19 protein-coding genes and 1 pseudogene are annotated in these 24,804 nt (G+C 55.4%); 12 read left to right on the top strand and 8 right to left on the bottom strand.

The annotated features are described in order from the left end of the window. From lolA to lrp, 3 genes are all read right to left on the bottom strand, one after another. Positions 1-612 (bottom strand): outer membrane lipoprotein chaperone LolA, encoded by a 612-nt coding sequence (gene lolA, locus P3C52_RS04990; RefSeq protein WP_275554092.1) that lies wholly within the window; start codon positions 610-612, stop codon positions 1-3. 192 nt (positions 613-804) lie between these two features. After that, on the bottom strand, positions 805-4,431 hold the full coding sequence (locus P3C52_RS04985) for a DNA translocase FtsK 4TM domain-containing protein (protein ID WP_275554091.1): 3,627 nt from the start codon (positions 4,429-4,431) through the stop codon (positions 805-807). A 118-nt stretch (positions 4,432-4,549) separates the two neighbouring features. Beyond that, on the bottom strand, positions 4,550-5,044 hold the full coding sequence (gene lrp, locus P3C52_RS04980; RefSeq protein ID WP_017347019.1) for a leucine-responsive transcriptional regulator Lrp: 495 nt from the start codon (positions 5,042-5,044) through the stop codon (positions 4,550-4,552). A 522-nt stretch (positions 5,045-5,566) separates the two neighbouring features. Here lrp and trxB point away from each other — a divergent pair. From trxB to infA, 5 genes are all read left to right on the top strand, one after another. Then, on the top strand, positions 5,567-6,535 hold the full coding sequence (gene trxB, locus P3C52_RS04975; RefSeq protein ID WP_275554090.1) for a thioredoxin-disulfide reductase: 969 nt from the start codon (positions 5,567-5,569) through the stop codon (positions 6,533-6,535). 145 nt (positions 6,536-6,680) lie between these two features. Continuing rightward, entirely contained in the window at positions 6,681-8,450 is a 1,770-nt protein-coding gene (cydD, locus tag P3C52_RS04970; RefSeq protein WP_275554089.1) for a cysteine/glutathione ABC transporter permease/ATP-binding protein CydD, read from the top strand. Next, positions 8,450-10,183, top strand: coding sequence for a cysteine/glutathione ABC transporter ATP-binding protein/permease CydC (gene cydC / locus P3C52_RS04965; RefSeq protein ID WP_275554088.1), 1,734 nt, complete (start codon positions 8,450-8,452; stop codon positions 10,181-10,183). The genes cydD and cydC overlap by 1 nt, the downstream gene beginning before the upstream one ends. Before the next feature lie 33 nt (positions 10,184-10,216). Next, positions 10,217-10,939 (top strand): leucyl/phenylalanyl-tRNA--protein transferase, encoded by a 723-nt coding sequence (gene aat, locus P3C52_RS04960; protein ID WP_275554087.1) that lies wholly within the window; start codon positions 10,217-10,219, stop codon positions 10,937-10,939. 305 nt (positions 10,940-11,244) lie between these two features. Next, entirely contained in the window at positions 11,245-11,463 is a 219-nt protein-coding gene (gene infA / locus P3C52_RS04955) for a translation initiation factor IF-1 (RefSeq protein WP_002211347.1), read from the top strand. 219 nt (positions 11,464-11,682) lie between these two features. Here the strand turns inward: infA and clpA are convergent, their stop codons facing one another. Next, the gene (clpA, locus tag P3C52_RS04950; protein WP_275554086.1) at positions 11,683-13,959 is read right to left on the bottom strand and encodes an ATP-dependent Clp protease ATP-binding subunit ClpA; all 2,277 of its coding nucleotides are present in this window, start codon (positions 13,957-13,959) and stop codon (positions 11,683-11,685) included. Positions 13,960-14,015: 56 nt separating this feature from the next. Then, positions 14,016-14,336, bottom strand: coding sequence for an ATP-dependent Clp protease adapter ClpS (gene clpS, locus P3C52_RS04945; RefSeq protein ID WP_275554085.1), 321 nt, complete (start codon positions 14,334-14,336; stop codon positions 14,016-14,018). Positions 14,337-14,657: 321 nt separating this feature from the next. Here clpS and cspD point away from each other — a divergent pair, with 321 nt between their 5' ends. Next, complete coding sequence (gene cspD, locus P3C52_RS04940; RefSeq protein ID WP_275554084.1) at positions 14,658-14,885, top strand: cold shock-like protein CspD; 228 nt, start codon at positions 14,658-14,660, stop codon at positions 14,883-14,885. 423 nt (positions 14,886-15,308) lie between these two features. Here cspD and ytfE read toward each other — a convergent pair. Next, positions 15,309-15,973 (bottom strand): annotated as a pseudogene (gene ytfE / locus P3C52_RS04935) (iron-sulfur cluster repair protein YtfE). A 248-nt stretch (positions 15,974-16,221) separates the two neighbouring features. Between ytfE and P3C52_RS04930 the strand changes: the two are divergent. The 5 genes from P3C52_RS04930 to ltaE all read left to right on the top strand — a co-directional run bounded on the left by P3C52_RS04930 (position 16,222) and on the right by ltaE (position 22,812). Then, positions 16,222-17,121 (top strand): lysine exporter LysO family protein, encoded by a 900-nt coding sequence (locus P3C52_RS04930; protein ID WP_275554083.1) that lies wholly within the window; start codon positions 16,222-16,224, stop codon positions 17,119-17,121. A gap of 148 nt (positions 17,122-17,269) precedes the next feature. Next, positions 17,270-18,919 (top strand): hydroxylamine reductase, encoded by a 1,650-nt coding sequence (gene hcp, locus P3C52_RS04925; protein WP_275554082.1) that lies wholly within the window; start codon positions 17,270-17,272, stop codon positions 18,917-18,919. A 3-nt stretch (positions 18,920-18,922) separates the two neighbouring features. Continuing rightward, on the top strand, positions 18,923-19,912 hold the full coding sequence (gene hcr / locus P3C52_RS04920; RefSeq protein ID WP_275554081.1) for an NADH oxidoreductase: 990 nt from the start codon (positions 18,923-18,925) through the stop codon (positions 19,910-19,912). Positions 19,913-20,029: 117 nt separating this feature from the next. Beyond that, a complete protein-coding gene (gene poxB / locus P3C52_RS04915) occupies positions 20,030-21,751 on the top strand; it encodes a ubiquinone-dependent pyruvate dehydrogenase (RefSeq protein ID WP_275554080.1) in 1,722 nt (573 codons plus the stop codon). A gap of 59 nt (positions 21,752-21,810) precedes the next feature. Then, on the top strand, positions 21,811-22,812 hold the full coding sequence (gene ltaE / locus P3C52_RS04910; protein ID WP_275554079.1) for a low-specificity L-threonine aldolase: 1,002 nt from the start codon (positions 21,811-21,813) through the stop codon (positions 22,810-22,812). A gap of 59 nt (positions 22,813-22,871) precedes the next feature. On the opposite strand, the gene P3C52_RS04905 is transcribed toward ltaE, so the two are convergent. Together P3C52_RS04905 and P3C52_RS04900 are read right to left on the bottom strand one after the other, a co-directional pair. After that, positions 22,872-23,690, bottom strand: a complete 819-nt coding sequence (locus P3C52_RS04905) for an N-acetylmuramoyl-L-alanine amidase (RefSeq protein WP_275554078.1) — start codon at positions 23,688-23,690, stop codon at positions 22,872-22,874. Further along, complete coding sequence (locus P3C52_RS04900; protein WP_275554077.1) at positions 23,687-24,007, bottom strand: heavy metal-binding domain-containing protein; 321 nt, start codon at positions 24,005-24,007, stop codon at positions 23,687-23,689. The genes P3C52_RS04905 and P3C52_RS04900 overlap by 4 nt, the downstream gene beginning before the upstream one ends. Positions 24,008-24,115: 108 nt before the next feature. Between P3C52_RS04900 and P3C52_RS04895 the strand changes: the two genes are divergently transcribed. After that, positions 24,116-24,658: a lipoprotein gene (locus P3C52_RS04895; protein ID WP_275554076.1), complete on the top strand. Its 543-nt coding sequence runs from the start codon at positions 24,116-24,118 to the stop codon at positions 24,656-24,658. The last annotated feature ends 146 nt before the right edge of the window (positions 24,659-24,804 follow it).

Here is a 24,804-nt window from a genome sequence, read left to right as displayed (position 1 = left end):
TCACTGACGTTGGTCGTCTACCGTCACCCCTTTCGGTGGCGTAAAGGTAAATTTATCAGCGCTGACCGGCCCGTTGTTCTGGCTTTTCAGCACATAGCTGCTGCGCTGGCCGTCCTGCTCAATAGCGCTGAACTGATTAATGGTGCCATTGCCGGAAACATTAATCATAAACTGCTTCAGGTTGCCGGCATCGGTTTTAGGCGTCAGTTCAAAATTATCGCCCTGCTGCTTCACATTATACTGTTTCCAGTCGCTGCGCTGGTTACGGGCAATCAGCATAAACGGCGTATTGCTGGTTGCGCTGTTCAGCCAGGTCGCGCTGACCTGCTCGACGAAAGGATTATAGAACCACAGGGTTTTACCATCAGAAATAATCACGCTTTCATCCGGCGCAGTCATATGCCAGTTAAACAGATTAGGACGTTTAACCCACAGTTCGCCTTCACCTTCCTGCACATTTGAACCGCTACTGTCGGTAACCTTCTGGCTAAAGCTGGCATGGAAGCTGCTGACTTTATCCAGACGCTGTTGTAGTTCACTGGACGCATCGGCCAGTGCGGCGCCGGAGGTCAGAGCTGAAAGCAAACCGCAAGCAAGTACTAATTTTTTCATGACTACCGATTCCTTTTTAAGTCGTGTTATTCCGCATCAGGCGGCGGTTCTTTTATACATTAGACCGACCGCCCACTTCCCGACAGGAGAAAATGCTGAAAGCGCCGCGGTTAACCGCCCTTTGATGCTTAAATAAACAACGGGCCGGTAAATCCGGCCCGTATCACTCTCTGACAGCGCATGGCCGTTGTATTACATTTCGTGCGGCGGCGGCGCCAGCACTTCACGGTTACCATTATGCCCCGGCGGAGAAACGATACCCTGAACCTCCATCTGCTCAATAATGCGCGCAGCCCGGTTATAGCCGATACGGAACTGGCGTTGCACGCCTGAAATTGAAGCGCGGCGTTTTTCAACCACAAAGGAGACCGCCTGATCGAACAACGGATCCAACTCTTCGTCACCTTCCAGCCCAAGGCTGCCGCCTTCACTTTCTTCACCGGCGGTGATGCTTTCAATATACTGAGGTCGTCCGCGCGCTTTCCAGTCCTGAACCACTGCATGCACTTCCTGATCGCGAACAAAAGCGCCATGAACACGTACCGGAATTGATGAGTTTGGCGGCATATAAAGCATATCGCCCATACCCAGCAGCGATTCCGCGCCGCCCTGATCGAGAATAGTACGCGAGTCGATTTTACTGGACACGGTAAAGGCGATACGCGTGGGTATATTCGCCTTAATTAAGCCCGTAATGACATCCACCGATGGCCGCTGAGTAGCCAGTACCAGGTGAATGCCGGCAGCACGCGCTTTTTGCGCCAGACGCGCAATTAGCTCTTCGACTTTTTTGCCGACGGCCATCATCAAATCAGCGAATTCGTCGACCATCACCACGATGTAAGGCAGTTTTTCCAGCGTCGGCGGCAGCGTATCCATGCTGTCGCCGGGTTTCCAGAACGGATCGGGAATAGGACGGCCCATCGCTTCAGCCTGCTCGATTTTCTCGTTATAGCCGGCCAGGTTACGTACGCCCAATGCAGACATTAACTTATAACGACGCTCCATTTCCCCTACGCTCCAGCGCAGCGCGTTGGCGGCATCTTTCATATCGGTAACCACCTCCGTCAGCAGGTGAGGAATACCTTCATAGACGGAGAGTTCCAACATTTTCGGGTCGATCATAATAAAGCGCACCTCTTCCGGCGTGGCTTTATACAGCATGCTGATGATCATGGCGTTTACGCCAACCGATTTACCCGAGCCGGTAGTACCGGCAACCAGCAGGTGCGGCATTTTTGCCAGATCGGCCACTACCGGCTGTCCCGCAATATCTTTACCCAACACCACCGCGAGCGGCGATGGATTATCCCGGAAGCTGGCGCAGTCAAGCACTTCACGCAGGTAAACGGTTTGACGGCGCTTGTTCGGCAGTTCCAGGCCGACATAAGGCTTACCAGGGATCACTTCCACCACGCGCACGGCAACAGCGGAGAGCGAACGCGCCAGGTCACGCGACAGATTAGAAATGCGCGCTGCCTTCACGCCCGGTGCCAGATCAAGCTCAAAGCGGGTGATAACCGGGCCAGGAGAAATTCCGACCACTTCCGCTTTGACGCGATAATCAGCGAGACGCGCCTCTACCAGCCGGGCCGTTTGCTCAAGAGCAAACATGTCTACCGGCTCTTCCTCTTCCGGTGGCGAGGTCAACAGATCAAGTGTCGGCAGCGGAGTCGTCGGTTTATGGGTCGGCTGCTCGTGACGCATCAGGAACGGATGAATCAGGCTGTCCGGCAGGGTTTCAGGTTGTTGCGGCGCTTCAGCGGCAGGCGCATAAGCGGGCTGTTCTCCGCCCTGCCACTGAGAAGCTGGCGCCGCCGCCTGCTGAGGCTGCGGAGCCGGAACCACCGTCGGCTGGCTGTCATACTGCGGCTCGGCCGATGGCTGACGCCACTGCGGCTCCGTTGCCGGAAGCTCAGGCTCAGGCGTTGCGGCAATGGTAAACAGCGGCTCCGACGGCCCATCATCTATCAGATCTTCCATCGGAGAAAAATCGAAAGCGGCAACAGGGTCTATCGTGAAGCTGGAAACATCGTGCGGCTGCGCACGGGTTTCTGCCACCGGCTGCGCGTCAGAACGATGCGTTTCCGTCGAAAGCGGCTGAGCAGGATGCTGCGGCTGAGCCTGATAGATCACTTCTGGCTGTTCAGGCTGCACATAGCGCTGCTGAAGATTCTGCTGCGGCGGCTGTTCATCACGCTGCTGAAGCGGCGCTTCCTGCTGCGGCTGCCCGTAACGCTGTTGTTGCTGCTCGGCGAACTGCTGTGCCAGCGCTGCCTGCTCCTGAGCCTGCTCGTCATCTTCAGGCGTAAACTCTGCGCCATAACGTGCCTGCTGCTGCGCCATAAACGCATTACGTAGCTGCTCTTGCTGCTGGGCAGTAGCCTGCTCGTCATCAGGCTGAGAAGTGACCTGTTGCTGAGCTTCCTGCTTCGCTTTCTCTTCAGCCAGACGCTGTGAAGGCAGTTTAATGCCATAAGAGGCTAATTCGCGACGCGTAGGCAGCTTGACCGGTTTCGGGCGCGGCAGTTCCGGCCCGATACCCTGTTTAATCTGCGGGTTGCTTTCCTCTGGCGCGGCGGAAGGCATAAACGGTGTCGCCATAGTCTGAGCGGCTGCGGCAACGGTGGGAGCGGCCGTGACGCTTTGCGCTGAAGGTGAAGCCACCGTTTCCTGCCAGTTGCCCATTTGCGGGCCATCATCATCTGGCACAGGCATAAACGACGCAGCTTGCTGCTCAGGCACTTCAAAACGGTAAAGCGGCGGCGACGTATTTGCATTTTCGGGCTGAACGGCTGCACGCGGAGAAAGAGAACCTGTAGCGGCGACGGCTTCAGCGCTGGACGGCGTTACGCTCTGCGTATGGGATTGCGGCGCGGTTGGCGCTTTATGTCCGGTGTCCTGGGCTGAAGCGCCCTGCGGCGCTGAATCGACCAATGGCTGAGCGGACTCGTTCACTATCGGCTGAGCGGATGAAGGAAGTTCGCTTCCGTTAGCGCGTGACTGAACGGCTACCGCAGCGGCAGACGGCTTAGCAAACAGCGGATCGTCTTCAGCCTCTGTTGCGGTGTCCATAGTTTCAGCAGGCTGAAGCTTACGCGGCGGCGAGAGTAGTACATCATCTTCTTCTTCCAGCTGAACCGCACTTTTGATTACCGGCGCCGGATGGTCCTCTTCCTCTTCATACCACCTGTCGTCAGCGCGCGAGCGATTGCTGGCAAACGTCAGCACGCCCATCACAACCGCACCGATTTTTTCAGCGATCGTCAGCCAGGACCAGCCGGTATAAAGCGTCAAGCCGGCCGCCCACAAACATAATAAAGCCAGGGTTCCGGCTGCACCGTTTAAATAAGGCCCCATGGCATTGCTGACCAGGCTGCCGATCACGCCGCCGGAAGCGAAATACCAAATATCATCCGCATTCAGCGCCGCGAGGCCGCAGGTGGTTACCACCAGCGCCAGTACGCCGATCAGGCGCAGGCCAACAGCGAAATAGTCGATGTAATCCTGGCGATCGCGCTGACGGAAGGTTATCCAGCACAGACCAAGAATAACGGGCGGAATGGCATAGGCCATTATCCCGAAAATAAACAGTAACGTATCGGCCAGCCAGGCGCCGACGTTGCCGCCCAGGTTATGGATAGGTTCATGCCAGGCGGTCTGCGACCAGCTGGGATCGGAAGGGTTAAAACTAATCAGCGCCACCATCAGATAGACAGCAAATAGCGCAACGAGAATCAGCAACGCTTCGAGCAGACGGCGACCACTACTAAGCGGCTTAAGTGACACTTCTTTATCTTCTGTATATTCCTGGCTCAAGAGAACTCTCCAGGTACCTGTAAACTATGAAGGAAACAGCGCCGGCTTTACCGACGCTGTGCCTGTATGAATTCACAGGAGTGTACCGAATACCACCAGGTTTTGCACCTGCCCTGTGTTACCGCGTTTTAATAACCAGACGATTACTCTGTTTAACCTCTTCCATGACCACATAAGTACGCGTATCGTTCACGCCCGGCAGACGCAGCAGGGTTTCGCCCAGCAGCTTACGGTAAGCGGACATATCGGGCACGCGGGTTTTCAGCAGGTAGTCGAAATCACCGGAAACCAGGTGACACTCTTGAGTTTCCTCAAGTTTTTGCACGGCGGCGTTAAATTGTTCAAACACGTCAGGCGCGCCGCGATTCAGAGTAATCTCAACGAAAACCAGCAGCGATGCGTCGAGATAGTGCGGATTGAGCAATGCGGTATAGCCAAGAATGAAACCCTGGCGTTCCAGGCGGCGTACACGTTCCAGGCACGGCGTGGGCGATAACCCAACACGTTTGGAAAGCTCAACGTTAGAGATACGACCATCCTTCTGCAGCTCATTCAGGATATTTCTGTCGATTCTGTCGAGGTCTTTTCCGGGGCGTTTTTTATTGTCTACCATTATTATTGTCTCTCTTCATTCCTTCCCTTTACCTGCCATACCCTGAACGACGTCACTGTACAGGGTCTTTCGTTAAGTGAAGACATAGAGCCTGTTGCTATTGCAGCGCCCATCCGCATGACGCATGCTGTCTGTCCACACCATGCGTCATTACGAATGACAGGCTGAGTTTATTCGGCGTTGTACGCAAAAGCTGGTACGAAACCCTGTTTACATAGCCCAAATATTCTCTGCTTCCCACAATGTTTTCGCAAAAGCGCAGGCGATTGTCAAAGCAAAACATTGAAAATCAGGAGAACATGCCAGCCAGCTGGCGTCACGGCTATTTTTAACCGGTTATTTTGTGCGTTTTGCCTGCGATTTATTCCTTATGCCCTCTTTTTTATGATGCCGTTACCGTGAGAATGCCTCATCGTTTAAACCTGTTGCATCAATTGTTAACAAAATCGCAGAACGCTTTTTTTGCGCCGTTAAATTCCCTACAATCTGGCTCCATGTTGCCAGTTAACTAATGAGGATCTCATGGGCACGGCCAAACACAGTAAATTGCTTATTCTGGGCTCTGGTCCGGCGGGCTACACCGCAGCCGTTTATGCGGCACGCGCGAACCTGAATCCGGTAATGATTACCGGCCTGGAAAAAGGCGGTCAGCTAACCACAACTACCGACGTTGAAAACTGGCCTGGCGATCCAAACGATCTAACTGGTCCGCTGTTGATGGAACGTATGCACGAGCATGCGCTGAAATTTAATACCGAGATCATTTTCGATCATATTCATACGGTCGATTTGCAAAACCGCCCTTTCCGTCTGACGGGCGACAGCGGCGAATATACCGCCGATGCGTTAATTATCGCCACCGGCGCGTCCGCCCGTTATCTTGGCTTGCCGTCAGAAGAAGCGTTTAAAGGAAAAGGGGTTTCCGCCTGCGCTACCTGCGACGGTTTCTTCTATCGTAAACAGAAAGTCGCCGTTGTCGGCGGTGGTAACACCGCAGTGGAAGAAGCACTTTATCTTTCAAACATCGCTTCTGAGGTTCATTTGATTCATCGTCGCGACACGTTCCGTGCCGAGAAGATTTTGATTAATCGCCTGATGGAAAAAGTACAGAGTGGCAACATCGTTCTGCACACCGACCGCGAACTGGACGAGGTGTTAGGCGATCAGATGGGCGTCACCGGCGTACGTCTGCGCGGCACCCAGAACAGCGACCTGACGGAGTCGTTAGAGGTTGCCGGTCTGTTTATCGCTATCGGCCATAGCCCAAACACCGCGATTTTTGCCGGTCAGCTGGAGCTGGAAAACGGCTACATTAAAGTGCAGTCCGGCCTGCAGGGCAACGCGACGCAAACCAGCATTCCTGGCGTATTTGCCGCTGGCGACGTGATGGATCATACCTATCGTCAGGCGATCACGTCTGCGGGCACCGGCTGTATGGCTGCGCTGGATGCAGAACGTTATTTAGATGGTCTGGTTAAAAACGATAAGTAACTTGTTAATAAACTGATCGTATTTTCCTGAGGCGACTGTTATACAGTCGCCTTTTTTCTGTCCGCCATGCTACATTGCCTGCGCCTCTGCTGGCACAGTATCTGGCGATATTGGCCAGCCTGCTTTTCTTATGAAACGGCTTCGGATGGAAAAGAAACGTCAACAACAACTTACCCGCTGGCTACGTCAACAACGCGTACATGCCCGGCCCTGGACTACCCTTTCAACTCTGTTGGGCTTGCTAAGCGCGCTGCTGATTATTGCTCAGGCATGGCTACTGGCTACGCTGATGGATCGTTTGATTATCGGGCAACAGCCGCGCACGCAATGGCTGCCAGCCATGCTGCTGCTTTTATCCTGTTTCGCTGCTCGCGCCCTGCTCAGTTGGCTGCGCGAACAGGTCGGCTACCGGGGGGGAGAAAAAATCCGCCGCACCCTGCGTAAACAGGTACTCGATCGCCTGCAACAGCTTGGGCCCGCCTGGATTCAGGGAAAGCCTGCCGGAAGCTGGGCGACCTTGCTGCTGGAACAGACCGAAGATATGCAGGATTATTATGCCCGCTATCTGCCGCAGATGAGCTTAGCCGTCACCATTCCCTGTCTTATTCTGCTGGTGATTTTCCCGGTAAACTGGGTCGCTGGATGCATTCTGCTGGCGACCGCCCCGCTGATTCCACTATTTATGGCGTTAGTCGGCATGGGTGCCGCTGATGCCAATCGCCGTAATTTTCTGGCGCTGGCGCGGCTGAGCGGCGATTTCCTCGATCGCCTGCGCGGTTTAGACACGCTGCGTCTGTTTCATCGCGGCGCGGCAGAAACCCAGGCGATCGCCGCCTCCTCTGAAGCGTTTCGCCAGCGCACCATGGAAGTATTAAGACTCGCTTTCCTTTCATCGGCAGTGCTGGAGTTTTTCGCATCGATTTCAATTGCCATCGTCGCCGTCTATTTCGGTTTTTCCTATCTGGGCGAACTCGATTTTGGTCATTATGGCAGCGGCGTCACGCTGTTTGCCGGTTTCCTTGCCCTGATTCTGGCACCGGAGTTTTTCCAGCCGCTGCGGGATTTAGGCACCTTTTATCATGCCAAAGCGCAGGCGACAGGTGCAGCGGATGCGCTGCATACCTTCATGACCGCGCAGGATGATAGCTACACTGCGGAAGGCACTCAGCCGCTGGCGCCTTATCAACCCTTACGGATCGAGGCACAGGGGCTCATTATCACCGCTCCAGATGGGACGCCGCTGGCGGGCCCGCTCGATTTTTCGCTGCCCCCAGGGCGTCGCATTGCGCTGGTCGGGCAAAGCGGTGCGGGAAAAAGCTCGCTGGTCAATGTGCTGCTGGGCTTTCTTCCTTATCAGGGTTCGTTACGTATTAATGGTCACGAGCTACGCTCGCTGCAGCGCAGCAGCTGGCATCAGGCGATTGCCTGGGTCGGACAAAATCCCCAGCTGCCGGCGCTGACGGTACGGGAGAATATTCTTAACGGCCAGTCGGCTTCCGCCGCGCGTTTGCAGGAGGTGCTGGCGCTGGCTGGCGTCGATGAGTTTATTGCCCGGCTGCCGCAGGGTCTGGAGAGCGAAATCGGCGATCAGGCTACGGGCTTGTCGGTCGGGCAGGCGCAGCGTATCGCCGTAGCGCGCGCGTTGCTGAAATCCTGCGGCTTGCTGTTGCTGGATGAGCCGGGTGCCAGCCTGGATGTCCGTAGCGAACAGCATGTGATGCGTGCCCTGCTGGCTGCGTCGCATCAGCAAACCACACTGCTGGTTACGCATCAGCTGAATGAACTGGCGCAGTGGGATGAGATTTGGGTCATGCGCGCAGGAAAAATTATCGAGCGCGGCAGCTGGCAACAGCTTAGCAGCCAGTCCGGCCCGTTTGCCGCGCTGCTGGCGCATCGCCAGAAGGAGAGGAGCTAATGGCGAAACTACGTCCTTTTCTGCAGCTCTATCGCCGCCACTTTTGGCGACTGCTGCTGGGTATTTTGCTGGCCATCATCACACTGCTTGCCAGTACCGGCCTGCTGACGCTTTCCGGCTGGTTTCTGGCGGCCTCATCGCTGGCCGGCAGTGCCGGTCTGTATAGTTTTAACTACATGCTTCCCGCGGCGGGTGTGCGCGGCGCAGCGATTATCCGCACCGCCGCGCGCTACTTTGAGCGTCTGGTGAGCCATGACGGGACTTTTCGGGTACTTCAGCATCTGCGCGTGTTTACCTTTCGCCGTTTATTGCCGCTGGCGCCTGCGGGACTTGCCGTATTCCGCCAGGGTGATTTGCTAAACCGCTTTGTCGCCGATGTGGATACGCTTGATCATCTTTATCTGCGCGTTATCTCGCCGTTCCTCGGCGCGGTTGCGGTCATTATTGTAGTAACGCTCGGCCTGAGCTGGCTGGACGTCACGCTGGCGCTGACGCTGGGAAGCATGATGTTGTTTACGCTTTTACTGCTTCCGCCGCTATTTTATCGTGCCGGACGGCCTGCGGGCGAAACCATTACCACACAGCGAGCGTACTATCGTTTACAGCTCACCCGCTGGCTGCAGGCTCAGGCTGAGCTGTCGCTTTACGGCGGCCTTGAATCCAGCCGTCGGCAATTGGATGAGAGTGAGCAACGCTGGCAACAGGCGCAATCCCGGCAGGCCAGCCTGGCGGGCTTATCGCAGGCGCTGCTGCTGCTGATTAGCGGTATAACGGTAACGCTAATGCTCTGGCTAAGCGCAGGCGGCGTAGGCGAATGGCCGCAACCCGGCGCGCTAATCGCCCTGTTTGTTTTTTGCAGCCTCGCGGCGTTTGAAGCATTAGCGCCAGTGAGCGCGGCTTTTCTTCATCTTGGCCAGGTTTTTTCCTCTGCCGACCGCGTCAGTCAGATTATCAACGCCAGATCTGGCGTACAGTTTCCCGACGGGCCAGGCGATCCTGCCCCGCAAGTCGGCGCGCTGGAGTTAAAACAAGTTACCTTTACCTATCCGAACGGGCTTTCCCCTGCCCTTCATCGTCTGTCACTGAAGGTTGCCCCCGGCGAGACCGTGGCGTTGCTCGGTCCAACCGGCTGTGGCAAAACCACCTTGCTGCAGTTGCTGACGCGCGCCTGGGATCCTCAGGAAGGAGAAATCTGGCTACAGGGCCGACCGCTAACGCAATGGCGCGAACCCGCGCTGCGCGCCGCCATCAGCGTAGTCAGCCAGCGTGTTCATCTGTTTAATCAAACGCTACGCGACAATTTATTGTTAGCCGCGCCGGGCAGCAGTGATGCCGAACTGGCAGCCGTGCTGAAACAGGTCGGTCTGGAAACGCTGTTAACCACCAGCGAAGGGCTGAATGCCTGGCTCGGTGAGGGTGGACGTCAGCTTTCCGGCGGCGAATTACGCCGTCTGGCGATTGCGCGCGCCCTTCTGCACGATGCGCCGATTATGCTGCTCGATGAACCCACTGAAGGGCTGGATGCGGAAACGGAGCAGCACATTCTTACCCTGTTGGCCCGCGTTACCGCTCACAAAACGGTGATAATGGTGACGCATCGCCTGCAAGGGTTGGATAAAGTGGACAGAATTTGCGTGATGGATCAGGGCGAGATCATCGAACAGGGAAACCATCGCGAATTAATCTCAAAAGGCGGACGCTACTGGCATTTTCAGCAGCGGTTTACGCTATAGTCATAGCTTCTGAGACTGCGGGACATCCGATAAATGCGACTGATTCAGCTGTCACGGGAATCGCTTAACTTTCCGCCGCCGGAGATGGCGTTGCGCGAACCCAATGGTTTGCTGGCTATGGGCGGCGATCTCAGTCCGGCGCGTTTGCTTAACGCTTACCATCGCGGCATTTTCCCGTGGTTTTCACCAGGCGATCCTATTTTATGGTGGTCGCCCGATCCGCGAGCCGTACTGGTTCCGCAGGAGTTTCACTTCAGCCGCAGCATGAAGCGATTTCATCGCCGCTCCCCTTATCATGTCACCATGAATCGCGCCTTTGCTGAGGTGATCGAAGGCTGCGCCAGCGATCGCGACGAAGGCACCTGGATCACACCGGAAGTCAAACGCGCCTGGTGGCGTCTGTTCGATCTCGGCTACGCGCACTCTGTTGAAGTCTGGCGCGACGGAGAACTGGTGGGCGGTCTGTATGGTCTGGCGCTGGGGCAAATTTTCTGCGGCGAGTCGATGTTTAGCCGCAGTGAAAATGCGTCGAAAACGGCGCTGCTGGTTTTTTGCCAGCATTTTAGCCAGCATGGCGGACAGTTGATTGACTGTCAGGTATTAAATCCCCACACCGCCTCGCTGGGTGCGAAAGAGATCCCGCGCATTGAGTATTTGCTGGCGTTAAGCAGACTGGCGGATACGCCGGTCAGCGAAGCCTGCTGGCAGGCAGATACGCTTTTTCCCGCCGGGCCGATGTTTTACACGCAACCGTGAGGAATGGTGGTATAATAGGAAAGTTTGGTATGTCGTCCGTTTATTGCGTAAGCGCACCGGAATTACCAGGCTGGGAATCACCACGCATCACAGAACTGTTTTCTGGCTGTGGCCGATAAACAGATTCTTAGCCGCTATTCCCCCTTCGCTCGCGTCACTGTCATCAGACGACAAAGGTTATGCTTGTATGCTGCGCGATTGCAGCATGCGGGCGTTGGTATAATAACCAACAATTCTTTACATAATTAGTGGAATTCGGCATTATCTTGCCGATTCAAAACTTGGATGTCCACCCAGAGGATTCGATGGCCAAAGAAGACAATATTGAAATGCAGGGTACCGTACTGGATACGTTACCTAACACCATGTTCCGCGTGGAATTAGAAAACGGACACGTGGTTACCGCTCATATCTCCGGTAAAATGCGCAAAAACTACATCCGCATTCTGACGGGCGACAAAGTCACTGTTGAGCTGACCCCGTACGACCTGAGCAAAGGCCGCATTGTCTTCCGTAGTCGTTAATAAAGTTCTGCGTTAATCTGAACATTAACGCCTGCATGACAAAAAAGGCCAGCTAATGCTGGCCTTTCGCTTTTGTATTAACTTAGTACATTCTTTTTCTGACGCTTGCTGAATGGGTTGCCATTTTGTCCAACCCTCTGCCAGACATCGTAGAACTGACAGTAAAAAGGCCGGATTAACCGGCCTTTTGTTTTTAAGCTATGACGAGACTGGATGCGCTTACTGCACGGTCCCTTCCGTTTTGCGCTTCTCAGCGCTAACGAAATGATAGGTCAGCTGGTTCTTCTCTTTATCAAGATTCACCGCGACCGATCCGCCATCCACCAGCGAACCAAACAGCAGTTCGTTAGCCAATGGTTTTTTCAGGTTTTCCTGTACGGTACGCGCCATCGGACGCGCGCCCATCGCTTTGTCATAACCTTTTTCAGCCAGCCACTCACGCGCTTCGTCGCTCACTTCCAGCGAAACGCCTTTCGCATCCAGCTGCGCCTGCAGCTCCACGATGAACTTATCAACAACCTGATGGATCACCTCAGGTGAGAGATGCTGGAACCAGATAATATTATCGAGGCGGTTACGGAACTCCGGCGTAAAGATCTTTTTGATCTCTTCCATCGCATCGGTGCTGTTATCCTGATGGATCAGGCCGATAGATTTACGCTCGGTTTCACGTACCCCGGCGTTGGTTGTCATCACCAGCACCACGTTACGGAAATCCGCTTTGCGCCCGTTGTTATCGGTCAACATCCCGTTATCCATCACCTGCAACAGCAGGTTGAAAACATCAGGGTGCGCCTTTTCAATCTCATCCAGCAGCACAACGGCATGCGGATGTTTGATAACCGCATCGGTCAGCAAACCGCCCTGGTCGAAACCGACGTAGCCCGGAGGCGCGCCGATCAGACGGCTAACGGTATGACGTTCCATATATTCGGACATATCAAAACGCAGCAGCTCAATGCCCAGCGCCTTCGCCAGCTGTACCGTGACTTCGGTTTTACCTACCCCGGTCGGCCCGGCAAACAGGAAAGAACCTACCGGCTTACGCTCGTGGCCAAGTCCGGCGCGGCTCATCTTGATCGCCTCGGTTAAGGCCTCAATCGCATTATCCTGTCCAAAGACCAGCATTTTCAGACGCTCGCCGAGGTTTTTCAGCGTATCGCGGTCGGTTGCGGAAACGCTTTTCTCAGGAATACGCGCAATGCGCGCCACGACCGATTCAATATCCGCCACGTTAACGGTTTTCTTGCGCTTGCTGACCGGCATTAAACGGCTGCGCGCGCCCGCTTCATCGATGACGTCAATCGCCTTATCGGGCAGATGGCGATCGTTGATATATTTCACCGCCAGCTCAACTGCAGCGCGTACCGCTTTCGCGGTGTAGCGTACATCATGATGCGCTTCATATTTTGATTTCAGTCCATTAAGGATCTGCACCGTTTCTTCCACGCTCGGTTCGGTAACATCAATTTTCTGGAAGCGACGCGCCAGCGCACGATCCTTCTCAAAAATATTGCTGAATTCCTGATAGGTGGTTGAACCCATCACGCGGATACGTCCGCTCGACAACAGCGGCTTAATCAGATTGGCTGCGTCTACCTGTCCACCAGAAGCGGCGCCGGCACCGATGATCGTATGGATTTCATCGATAAACAGAATGCTGTTTTCATCCTGCTCCAGCTGTTTCAGCAGCGCTTTAAAACGCTTCTCAAAGTCGCCGCGGTATTTGGTACCAGCCAGCAGCGAACCAATATCCAGTGAATAGATAGTGCAATCTTTAATGATTTCCGGTACGTCACCCTGCACAATCCGCCAGGCGAGGCCTTCGGCGATGGCGGTTTTACCTACGCCCGATTCGCCCACCAGCAGCGGGTTATTTTTACGACGACGGCACAACACCTGAACTGTGCGTTCCAGCTCTTTGTCGCGGCCGATCAGCGGATCGATACCGCCAACGCGAGCAAGCTGGTTAAGATTGGTGGTGAAGTTTTCCATACGTTCCTCCCCGCCTGCTTGCTCTTCGTTAATCTGATTTTCCGGCCCCTGTTGCTGGCCTGATTCGTCTTTACGCGTGCCGTGGGAAATAAAATTCACCACGTCAAGACGACTGACTTCATGCTTGCGCAGCAGATAAGCCGCCTGCGACTCCTGCTCGCTGAAAATAGCCACCAGCACGTTCGCGCCGGAAACTTCGCTGCGCCCGGACGACTGAACGTGAAAAACCGCACGCTGTAAAACACGTTGGAAGCTGAGCGTCGGCTGGGTATCGCGCTCTTCTTCCGTTACCGGCAGCACCGGCGTGGTTTGTTCGATGAAGGCTTCGAGTTCCTGCCGCAGAGCCACGATGTCCACCGTACAGGCTTCCAGTGCCTCTCTGGCCGACGGGTTACTGAGCAACGCCAGTAACAGATGCTCGACGGTCATAAATTCATGACGGTGCTCACGCGCTCTGGCGAAAGCCATATTTAAACTGAGTTCCAGTTCTTGATTGAGCATTAGGCACCTCCCCCAATTATCGCCCTACGGTTTATGCCGGAATAGCACAATGCCGATCAGGCTTTTTCCAGCGTACACAGCAACGGATGCTCATTTTCTTTAGCATAGCGATTCACCTGCGCGACTTTCGTTTCAGCCACTTCGGCGGTAAAGACGCCGCAAATTGCTTTGCCCTGATAATGCACTCTGAGCATCAGTTGCGTTGCACGCTCAATATCATAAGAAAAGAACTTTTGCAGAACGTCAACAACAAATTCCATAGGTGTGTAATCGTCATTATTAAGTATAACTTTATACATCGAAGGCGGCTTGAGACCCTCGCGCAGTTTCTCTTCTGCAAGATGTTCAAAGTTAAGCCAGTCGTTAGTGTTTCCCATAATGTTCCGTCGTAATCTGTGTTGCGTACTGGCACGAAAGCCGCATGCCATATTCAGTGTAACACGCGCGCCGTCAGGCTTCGCGCGGGTGAAAAAATATCCGTACTCTTACGGGCGCGACCGCTATCACAAATTTGGCAATAGCGTTAACTACCTCAAAGTTTAGCGATTTTATCAATGCCTGAACCGGCCGATGGCTTGACGCTCCCCCTCGTTTCTCTACATTCTACAAGCACAAGCTGATGGAGTTTTAAACAACTCGCTACAGCTTCACTACCTCACCTACATAGTAAAAAAACGTCTTGCGAGGGAACCAGAAGTATGGAGAAGGGTACAGTTAAATGGTTCAACAACGCCAAAGGATTCGGCTTTATCTGCCCGATCGGCGGCGGCGATGATATCTTTGCCCACTATTCCTCAATCCAGATGGAGGGATACAGGACGCTCAAAGCCGGGCAACAGGTACAGTTTGCTGTCCATCAAGGCCCTAAAGGTAATCACGCCAGCCTTATCGTTCCGGTGGAGGTCGCTGAAGGCATCCGGGCCTGAACCGCGCTAACACATTCTGTACAACCCGACTAAAAAATGCCAGCGACGGATGCTGGCATTTTTATTAACGTATTTGGGACACCTTATAAAGATGGGGGCTAAGAAATTTCTTTCAACCCCACATTTATCCCGCTGTGATTATTCTTAGCAGAGCGATTTTCTTCTTTGCCAAAGGATAATGAGCAGGCAATCTCAGGCTACACCATTTGTGCCTCGCACGATTAACCTGCTGAAGAAAAGCACATTTTATTTTTTGATAAGCCGGTAATAAAAGAAAGGTAAATTTCGCCTCGCCAGTGCCTGGCGAGAGAAAGATAACGCTGCGGACAGCAGCAAACGGCAGTCTGATCTTTATCAGCTCGGACGATGAGCAGTGCGCGAAGGATACCGCCTCCTGACAAAACAGGAGGCCGTTCAAAGATGTTACTCGCCGCGCAGCGCGCGTGGGAACAACAGGTTGTTTTCAGATGAATATGCAGCATCAGATCTTTGATAAATCGATCGATGCCGCTGTAGAGCGCGCGCCAGGTGGTGCAGGCGCCTTCCGGCGGCGTAAGGTTATTGGTCAGCGATTTGATCACTTCCAGCTGCTCGCCCGCTTCATTATGTTCAAATTCCATCACGGCGATAGGATCGGAAGCATGGGAGCCGAAACCCTGCTCAATCATCGGAAACAGCACACGCTCTTCTTTCATCATATGATTGCTCAGGTGCTGATAAACGTCCTGAATCACTTTGGTCAGCCCAAGCGGACAAGCGGGTTTAGCGCCATGCACGCGTTCAACCTTTTCCGCCATGCTAATCAAATCGGGCAGCTGCTGACGATGCTGGTTATGGAAGCGCTCAATAATATGTGCAATCAGCGCAGGGAGCGGCGCATTACGCCAGTCTTCTTCATTCATTTCCTGCTGCGTCAACTGCTGGAATTCTTTTTCCAGCTGGTCAATATCCAGGCCGCGTTTTTGAGCCATCTTTTCCAGCGTATGCTTACCGCCACAGCAGAAATCGAGATCGTATTGATGAAACAGCGCGGTGGAGCCAGGAATTTCAATGGCAATCTGTCCCAGAGAGAGTGTGCGTAATGACATTGCTTTTACCTCAGGATGTAATCATAAGTTGCATATTAAATGCATCTTTAACCCCGCACCACTGAATTTTGGCTTAACCTCATAAAACAGCTCTTATGGAAAAACCACTGACTGGTTGATTTCATTTACTTAATTTCCGCATAACCGCCATGACGCCAGTTATTAACAAATCCAGCGTTGGGCTTTACGACTCTGCTAATTTTCGCTAGCGTGAGGTTCGTCAAATTTACTTATGGACTTACAGGGATATGTACTCAGGCCTGCTTATTATTCTCCTACCGCTGATTATCGGCTACTTGCTACCGCTTAAATCCCACACCTTACAGCGTTTGGTTAACCGCTTACTCAGTTGGATGGTTTATATCATCCTGTTTTTTATGGGCATCAGCCTGGCGTTTCTCGATAACCTGGCGGCCAACCTGCTGGCGATTTTGCATATCGCCAGCGTCAGCGTGATCGCGATTCTGGCCTGTAACCTGCTGGCGCTGCGCCTGCTGGAAAAACGACGTCCCTGGCACCATCAACACCAGCAGGAAGCGCTGCCTTCGCGGCTTCATATGGCGCTGGAATCGCTCAAGCTGTTAGGCGTCGTGGTCTTAGGTTTTTTACTCGGCCTGACCAGCTGGACATTTTTGCATCATGCCACGCAGGCCAGCGAATATGCGCTCTTCCTGCTGCTGTTCCTGGTGGGTCTCCAGCTGCGCGGCAGTGGGATGACGTTGCGCCAGATTGTGCTAAACCGGCGTGGAATGATCGTGGCGGTCGTGGTCTGCTTAAGCGCCTTTGTCGGCGGCATGCTGGCGGCGCTGATGCTGGGGCTACCGTTAACCACCGGTCTGGCGCTGGCCAGCGGTTACGGCTGGTATTCGCTATCGGGCATTCTGATGACGGAAAGTTTTGGACCGGTGATCGGCAGCGCTGCGTTTTTCAACGATCTATTGCGTGAGCTGATCGCTATCATGCTGATTCCGATGCTTATTCGCCGTCACCGTTCGGGCGCGCTCGGTCTGTGCGGCGCCACTTCAATGGATTTTACGCTGCCGGTTTTACAGCGTGCAGGTGGCCTGGAAATTGTGCCTGCCGCGATAGTGCATGGCTTCGCCCTGAGCCTGGCGGCGCCGGTACTCATTGCCCTCTTTTCCTCCTGATAAGAAGGCGGCCAAAATTCAGGCCGCCTCCCCTTTTCTTTTTGCTTCAGATCAAATCGGCTGCAATTATCTCAGCCTCCGCTTGCCTGCCAGCCATGCTTGTCCTTATAAGTTGCATGTAAAATACAACTTATAAAGGGATACCTAAATGTTCTGTGTGCAATGTGAGCAAACAATACGCACTCCGGCTGGCAATGGCTGCGCTTTTGCGCAGGGCATGTGCGGCAAAACCGCAGAAACTTCCGATCTGCAGGATCTGCTGATTGCGGTGCTGCAGAGCCTTTCTGCCTGGGCGCTGCACGCACGTAGCGCAAATATCATTGAGCATGAAATTGACAGCTTTGCGCCGCGCGCTTTCTTCTCAACCTTAACCAACGTTAACTTCGATTCCGATCGCATTATTGCGTTTGCCGTTCAGGCGCAAAACTATCGTGACCAGCTGAAAGCCCGCTGCGCCGTTCTGGGGCTGAACGAGCCGGAACATCCGCTGGCTCATCTGTCGCTTAACGGCAGCGATGCGGAAGTATTACAGCAGCAGGCGCAGGCGTTCGCGCTGAATGCCGGTGACGACCATGAAGATATTGTCGGCCTGCGTCTGCTCTGCCTGTATGGCCTGAAAGGCGCTGCCGCCTATATGGAACATGCCCATGTGCATGGCCGCTACGATAATGATGTTTATCAACAGTATCATCAGATCATGTCGTGGCTCGGCACCCGCCCCAACAACGTCGACGCGCTGCTGGCGGAAGCGATGCACATCGGCAAAATGAACTTTGCCATTATGGAAATGCTGGACGAAGCGCAGACCACCACCTATGGCGATCCGCAGCCGGTTAAGGTCAATGTGCGTCCGGTTGCTGGCAAGGCGATCCTGATTTCCGGCCACGATCTGAAAGATCTGCAGCTGCTGCTGGAGCAAACCGCCGGCACCGGCGTGAATGTCTACACTCACGGCGAAATGCTACCTGCTCACGGCTACCCGGGCCTGAATAAATATCCTCATCTGGTCGGTAACTACGGCAGCGGCTGGCAGAATCAGCAAAGCGAATTTGCCCGCTTCCCTGGCCCGATTGTAATGACCTCCAACTGCATTATCGATCCAACCATCGGCGATTATCAAAACCGAATCTGGACCCGTAGCATTGTGGGCTGGCCGGGCGTCAACCACCTCGACGGCGATGATTTCGCGCCGGTGATCCAACAGGCGCAAAGCATGGCAGGCTTCCCGTGGAGCGAAATTCCCCATGAGATTACCGTTGGTTTCGGTCGTCGCGTCCTGCTCGATGCCTGCGATTCCATTATCGATCTCGCTACGCAGAAAAAACTGCGTCACGTCTTCCTGGTGGGCGGCTGTGACGGCAGCCGCGACAAACGCAGCTACTACACCGACCTGGCAACGGCGGTGCCGGATGATTGCCTGATCCTGACCCTTGCCTGCGGCAAATATCGCTTCAATAAGCTTGATTTCGGTACGCTGGAAGGCCTGCCGCGCCTGCTGGATGTCGGTCAGTGTAATGACAGCTACGCTGCGATTGTGCTGGCGGTCAAACTGGCGGAAAAACTGAACTGCGGCGTCAACGATCTGCCGCTGTCGCTGGTGCTTTCCTGGTTCGAACAGAAAGCGATCGTAGTGCTGCTGACGCTGCTGTCACTTGGCGTGAAAAACATCCGCACCGGGCCAACCGCGCCAGCTTTCCTGACCGATAACCTGCTCGCCATTCTGAAAAAAGAGTTTGGCATGATCCCGGTTACCACCGTTGAAAACGACCTTGCCGCGATCCTTGGCCCACAGGAGTAAACCATGAATACCACTACGCTTTGTCCCTGGCGCATGCAGGTTCACCATATTACTCAGGAAACGCCGGATGTCTGGACGCTGGCGCTAATCGACCATGACTTTTACCGCTGGCAGGCGGGCCAGTTTGCGCTGGTGCGCATCGGCAACAGCGACGAGGTACGCGCTTACACGCTCTCCTCGACGCCGGGCCAGAGCCGTTTTATCACCCTGACCATTCGCTATATCGAGCAGGGTAAAGGCTCCGGCTGGCTGACGCAGCAGGTGAAGCCGGGCGATTTCGTCTGGTTATCCGATCCGCAGGGCAGCTTTAGCTGCGAGCAGCATCAGGATTCGCACTATCTGCTGCTGGCGGCGGGCTGCGGCATAACGCCAGTAATGTCGATGGCGCGCTGGCTGCACGCGAATCGTCCGCAAACCGATGTGCATCTGATCTACAGCGTGCGCTCGCCGCGTGATGTGATCTTCGCTGAAGCGCTGCAGGCGCTGCGCCCGTGGCTGAAGCTGACGATCATCGCCGAGCAACAGCCGGAAGCCGATATGCTTGCAGGCCGCCTGACGCCAGACATTCTGGCGCAGCAGGTGCCGAACCTGGCGCAGCGCACGGTTATGATGTGCGGCCCGCAGCCTTATATGGACGCGGCGGAAAATGCGGTACGGGCGCTCGGCGCCACCAAAGTGCTGCGTGAACAGTTCACCGCCCCTGCAGCGGATGAGCTCGAGGATAACGGCGTGCGCTACCACCTGAGTAGCGCAACGCAGCAGCTGAGCAACGCTGCATTTCCGGCGGGCTGGTCGCTGCTGGCGGCGATGGAACAGCACAAGGTGCCGGTGGAAGCGGTTTGCCGCGCCGGGGTATGCGGCTGCTGTAAAACGCGCGTGGTGAGCGGCGACTATCAGACCAGCAGCACAGTTGGCCTGACGGAGGAAGAAATCGCCGCCGGTTACGTGCTGGCCTGTAGTTGTCAGCCTGCGGGCGATATCGCGCTGGCCTGATCGTTCAGACATACCCGGTTGCATAGTGACTCACCCGATCGGCGCGGCGTTGACTAGACTTTTTATCGTCTGACGTCTCGCCATCGGGATGATGGCCAACCACAGTAAGGAGCCACTATGAAGCAAACCGTTGCCGCGCTAATTGCCCAAACGCTGGAAAGCGCCGGAGTAAAACGTATCTGGGGAGTCACCGGGGATTCCCTGAACGGGCTGAGCGACAGCCTGAACCGTATGGGCACCATTGAATGGATGCCCAGGCGTCATGAAGAGGTTGCCGCTTTTGCCGCAGGCGCCGAAGCGCAAATCAGCGGTGAGCTGGCGGTTTGCGCCGGATCCTGTGGGCCAGGCAATTTGCATCTGATTAATGGGCTGTTTGACTGTCACCGCAATCATGTGCCGGTGCTGGCCATTGCCGCCCATATTCCTTCCAGTGAAATCGGCAGCGGTTATTTTCAGGAAACGCATCCGCAGGAGCTGTTCCGCGAATGCAGCCATTATTGCGAGCTTGTTTCCAACCCTGAACAACTGCCGCAGGTTTTAGGCATCGCCATGCGTAAGGCAATCCTTAACCGCGGCGTTTCCGTGATCGTGCTGCCGGGCGATGTCGCGCTGAAACCGGCGCCGGAAACCATGTCTCCCGCCTGGTATCCGCCACAGCCACCGGTTATTCAGCCGTCGGAAAGCGAGCTGGATAAGCTGGCGGCACTGCTGAACGATGCGCAAAACATCACATTAATGTGCGGCAGCGGCTGTGCAGGCGCCCATCAACAGGTAGTCGGGCTGGCCGCTACGCTAAAAGCGCCGGTCGTGCATGCGTTGCGCGGAAAAGAACATATTGAATATGACAATCCTTACAGCGTCGGCATGACCGGACTGATCGGCTTCTCCTCCGGCTATCACGCCATGATGAACGCCGATACGCTGGTGCTGCTCGGCACCCAGTTCCCCTACCGCGCTTTCTATCCCACCAAAGCGAAAATCATTCAGTTAGACATTAACCCCGGCAGCATCGGCGCCCACTGCCACGTTGATATGCCGCTGGTGGGCGATGTGAAGGCTACGCTGAATGCGCTGCTGCCGCGCCTGCAAAATAAAAACGATCGTGAATTCCTGGACAATGCGCTGGAACATTATGCCGACGCGCGCAAAGATCTGGACGATCTGGCGAAAGCCAACGACAAACAGGCGATCCATCCGCAATACCTGGCGCAGCGGCTAAGCCACTTTGCCCGTGAAGATGCGATTTTTACCTGTGATGTCGGCACGCCGACGGTCTGGGCGGCGCGCTATCTGCAAATGAACGGCAAACGTCGTCTGCTGGGCTCCTTCAATCACGGTTCGATGGCCAATGCCATGCCGCAGGCGCTGGGGGCGCAGGCGCTGGACAAGAATCGTCAGGTCGTAGCGATGTGCGGTGACGGCGGCTTTAGCATGCTAATGGGCGATTTTATTTCCGTAGCGCAGCTCCGGCTGCCGGTGAAGCTGGTGGTCTTTAACAACAGCGTGCTGGGCTTTGTGGCGATGGAGATGAAAGCGGGCGGCTACCTGACCGACGGCACCGATCTGCAAAACCCTGACTTTGCCGCCATCGCCAACGCCTGCGGAGTGAAAGGCATTCGCGTAGAAAAAGCCTCCGATTTGGACGGCGCGATTCAGGAAGCCTTCGCCCATGACGGGCCGGTATTGCTGGATGTGATTACGGCAAAAGATGAGCTGGCGATGCCGCCGCAGATCAAAATGGAACAGGCCAAGGGCTTCAGCCTTTATATGCTGCGTGCGATTATTAACGGGCGCGGCGACGAAGTCGTCGAGCTGGCAAAAACCAACTGGCTGCGGTAAAACCATAGACAATTTCTTTTACGGGCACGCAGGTGCCCGTTTTTTTGAGGAGCAGCAACGTGATTGATTTACGCAGCGATACGGTGACCCGACCGTCGCCCGCCATGCTGTCGGCGATGATCTCCGCCCGCACCGGCGATGATGTTTACGGCGACGATCCGACAGTTAACGCACTGGAGGCGGAAGCCGCACGCCTGAGCGGCAAAGAGGCGGCGCTCTTTTTACCGACCGGCACCCAGGCCAACCTGGTCGCCCTGCTCACGCACTGCCAGCGCGGCGAGGAATATATCGTGGGCCAGCAGGCGCACAACTATAAATATGAAGCGGGCGGCGCAGCGGTGTTAGGCAGCATTCAGCCGCAGCCGATTGAGGCGGCCTCTGACGGCACCCTGCCGCTGGCTAACGTGGCAGCGGCGATTAAGCCTGACGATATTCACTTTGCCCGTACGCGCCTGCTCAGCCTGGAAAACACCATCGGCGGCAAGGTGTTGCCGCTCGATTATCTGGCTGAGGCGTATCGTTTTACCCGCGAACATCAGCTGGCGCTGCATATCGACGGCGCGCGTATTTTTAATGCCGCCGTAGCACTGGAGCTGCCGCTGGAGTCGCTCACCCGCTATTGCGATACCTTAACCATCTGCCTGTCGAAAGGGCTGGGAACGCCGGTCGGCTCGCTGCTGTGCGGCGATGCGGACTATATTCAGCGCGCGCGCCGCTGGCGCAAAATGACCGGCGGCGGCATGCGTCAGGCGGGCATTCTGGCGGCAGCCGGGCTTTACACGCTGGAAAATAATGTGATGCGCCTGAAAGAGGATCACGATAACGCCCGCTGGCTGGCGGAGCAGCTTAGCGCGCTCGGCCTGCAGGTCAGCCAGCACACCAATATGGTCTTTGCACAGCTGCCATCGGAGCAGGTCGCGCCGCTGAAAGCCTGGATGGAAGCGCGCAATATCTTGATCTCTGCGGGGCCGGTAACGCGCCTGGTTACCCACCTGGATATCGATCGCGCCGCCCTGCAGCAGGTGGTAAATCAGTGGCAGGCGTTTCTGGCGACGCAGTAACCCGCAACGTAAACCGTTACGGCGCTGAAACTCTCAGCGCCGTTTTTATTGCACCGACGCTAGCGCCCGTACTTCTCCAGCAGCGCCTGCGCGATAGCCAGGGTTTCCGCATCGGCCTGTCCGGCGTAATTCGCAGGCCGGAAGTGCATCTGGAAGGCAGCGATCAGTTTCCGCTGCTGGGTCGGCGTCACCGCCGCCTTAACCTCATAGCCATATTGCTCCAGCAGCGCCAGCAACGCCTCCGGCGCCACCGGCTGATAAGGATCGCGCCCCTGCAACAACGTCGCTACACGCTGTTTCTCCGGCCAGGCGCCGATGCCCGCCGCTGCCAGCTGCGCCCAGGGAAAACGCGGCCCCGGATCCTGCTTGCGCTGCGGCGCAATATCGCTGTGGCCGACAATATTTTGCGGCGCGATCTGATAGCGGCTGATTACGTCCTGCAACAGCGGCAGCAGCGCGTTGATTTGCGCGGAGGAAAAGGGATAAAACTGGCGTCCCTGCGGTGTATTGCGATAGCCGGGATTGACCAGTTCAATCCCAATAGAGGTATCGTTAATGCGCGTGGCGCCGCGCCAGTAGCTGGTGCCGGCGTGCCAGGCGAGATCTTTTTCCGGTACCAGCTGCCAGATTAACGGCGTGCCGTGATGCTGTGGCGGCTGCGTGGGGATCAAATAATGGACGCTAACCTCTTTATCCGTCAGCGTGGCCAGCGAAGAGGGAAAATCTTCCGCCGTATAGTGGATAACGATCACCTTGACGCGTGGTTCGGCGCCAAACGCCGCCTGGCGCCTATCCACGCTATAGCCCTGGCGCTGCTCCAGGCCGGAGGTGCAGCCTGCCAACAGCAGCAGCAGGCAAAGCCCAATACCTCTCGTCACCGCGTTTTCACTGCCGTACCGCTCACGCTAACCATCAGCATACTGCTGTCCTTGCCGACGGTTTCGTAGTCAATATCGATTCCCACTACCGCATCGGCGCCCAGCGCTTTCGCCTGTGCCTCCAGCTCGGAGAAGGCGATTTCACGCGCCTTGCGCAGCTCTTTTTCATAGGCGCCGGAGCGGCCGCCAACAATATCGCGGATACCGGCAAAAAAATCGCGAAAAACATTCGCGCCGAGAATCGCCTCGCCGGTAACCACGCCGCAATAGTCGGTAATGGTTTGTCCTTCAAGGGTGGGCGTTGTGGTTAATTTCATCATCTTCTCCTTTTCCGATTCAGCTTCAGTTTAGCCCGTGCAGTTAAAAAGCAGGGCTATACTGTATGCTAAAACAAAGCTTTGCCCGATGACCATAAGGAAAATGAGATGAAAAACAAAGCGTTTGCCGCCCTGCTGCCGGCAGCTCTGCTGCTGAGCGCCTGTACCACCGTGGAGCCGGCCTATAAAGACATCGGCACGCGTGCAGCCGCTTGCGTGGATGGCGGACCGGATACCGTGGCACAGAAATTTTATGATTTACGTACGGCTCAGCCGACGCAGGGCCTGCCGGATAGCCAGCTGCTGGCGCGCTACCGTCCCTATCTGAGCGAAAAGCTGTATCAAAGCCTGTTGAAAGCCAATGCGCAAACCGATAAACCGGCCGAGTGGCGCCAGGGCGATCTTTTCTCCAGCCTGGCGCAGGGGCCGACTGAAGCCAAAGTCGCCGACGCCTCAACCATCCCCAATACCGACGCACGCAATATTCCGCTGCGCGTGACCTTAACCCGCGCCGGTGATAAAAGCGTGAGCTGGCAGGATGAAGTGCTGATGGTGCGCGAAGGCACCTGCTGGACGGTGGATGATGTGCGTTACGTCGCCAACTGGCAGCGTCCCGGCGGCGGCGCCCTGAGCCAGCTCCTCGAAAAATAATAGTGTTGGCATAGCACCGCCTGTCTGCGGTGCTATGGTTATCACGAAAAGAATAAAATCTCCCTGCTTATTCACTTCCACTTCTCTGCATTGCGGAATCTTGTGCTAGCCTTAAGGCATTCCACTGCCCATTAATAAATTTTAAC

Source organism: Mixta sp. Marseille-Q2659 (genome assembly GCF_940807255.1).
GTDB lineage: Bacteria > Pseudomonadota > Gammaproteobacteria > Enterobacterales > Enterobacteriaceae > Mixta.
This window is presented reverse-complemented; position numbering and strand designations above follow the sequence as displayed.

Coding starts and splice junctions, on each gene's coding strand:
- lolA (WP_275554092.1), bottom strand. CDS start 612: ATGAAAAAATTAGTACTTGCTTGCGGTTTGCTTTCAGCTCTGACCTCC.
- lrp (WP_017347019.1), bottom strand. CDS start 5,044: ATGGTAGACAATAAAAAACGCCCCGGAAAAGACCTCGACAGAATCGAC.
- trxB (WP_275554090.1), top strand. CDS start 5,567: ATGGGCACGGCCAAACACAGTAAATTGCTTATTCTGGGCTCTGGTCCG.
- cydD (WP_275554089.1), top strand. CDS start 6,681: ATGGAAAAGAAACGTCAACAACAACTTACCCGCTGGCTACGTCAACAA.
- cydC (WP_275554088.1), top strand. CDS start 8,450: ATGGCGAAACTACGTCCTTTTCTGCAGCTCTATCGCCGCCACTTTTGG.
- aat (WP_275554087.1), top strand. CDS start 10,217: ATGCGACTGATTCAGCTGTCACGGGAATCGCTTAACTTTCCGCCGCCG.
- infA (WP_002211347.1), top strand. CDS start 11,245: ATGGCCAAAGAAGACAATATTGAAATGCAGGGTACCGTACTGGATACG.
- clpA (WP_275554086.1), bottom strand. CDS start 13,959: ATGCTCAATCAAGAACTGGAACTCAGTTTAAATATGGCTTTCGCCAGA.
- clpS (WP_275554085.1), bottom strand. CDS start 14,336: ATGGGAAACACTAACGACTGGCTTAACTTTGAACATCTTGCAGAAGAG.
- cspD (WP_275554084.1), top strand. CDS start 14,658: ATGGAGAAGGGTACAGTTAAATGGTTCAACAACGCCAAAGGATTCGGC.
- P3C52_RS04930 (WP_275554083.1), top strand. CDS start 16,222: ATGTACTCAGGCCTGCTTATTATTCTCCTACCGCTGATTATCGGCTAC.
- hcp (WP_275554082.1), top strand. CDS start 17,270: ATGTTCTGTGTGCAATGTGAGCAAACAATACGCACTCCGGCTGGCAAT.
- hcr (WP_275554081.1), top strand. CDS start 18,923: ATGAATACCACTACGCTTTGTCCCTGGCGCATGCAGGTTCACCATATT.
- poxB (WP_275554080.1), top strand. CDS start 20,030: ATGAAGCAAACCGTTGCCGCGCTAATTGCCCAAACGCTGGAAAGCGCC.
- P3C52_RS04900 (WP_275554077.1), bottom strand. CDS start 24,007: ATGAAATTAACCACAACGCCCACCCTTGAAGGACAAACCATTACCGAC.
- P3C52_RS04895 (WP_275554076.1), top strand. CDS start 24,116: ATGAAAAACAAAGCGTTTGCCGCCCTGCTGCCGGCAGCTCTGCTGCTG.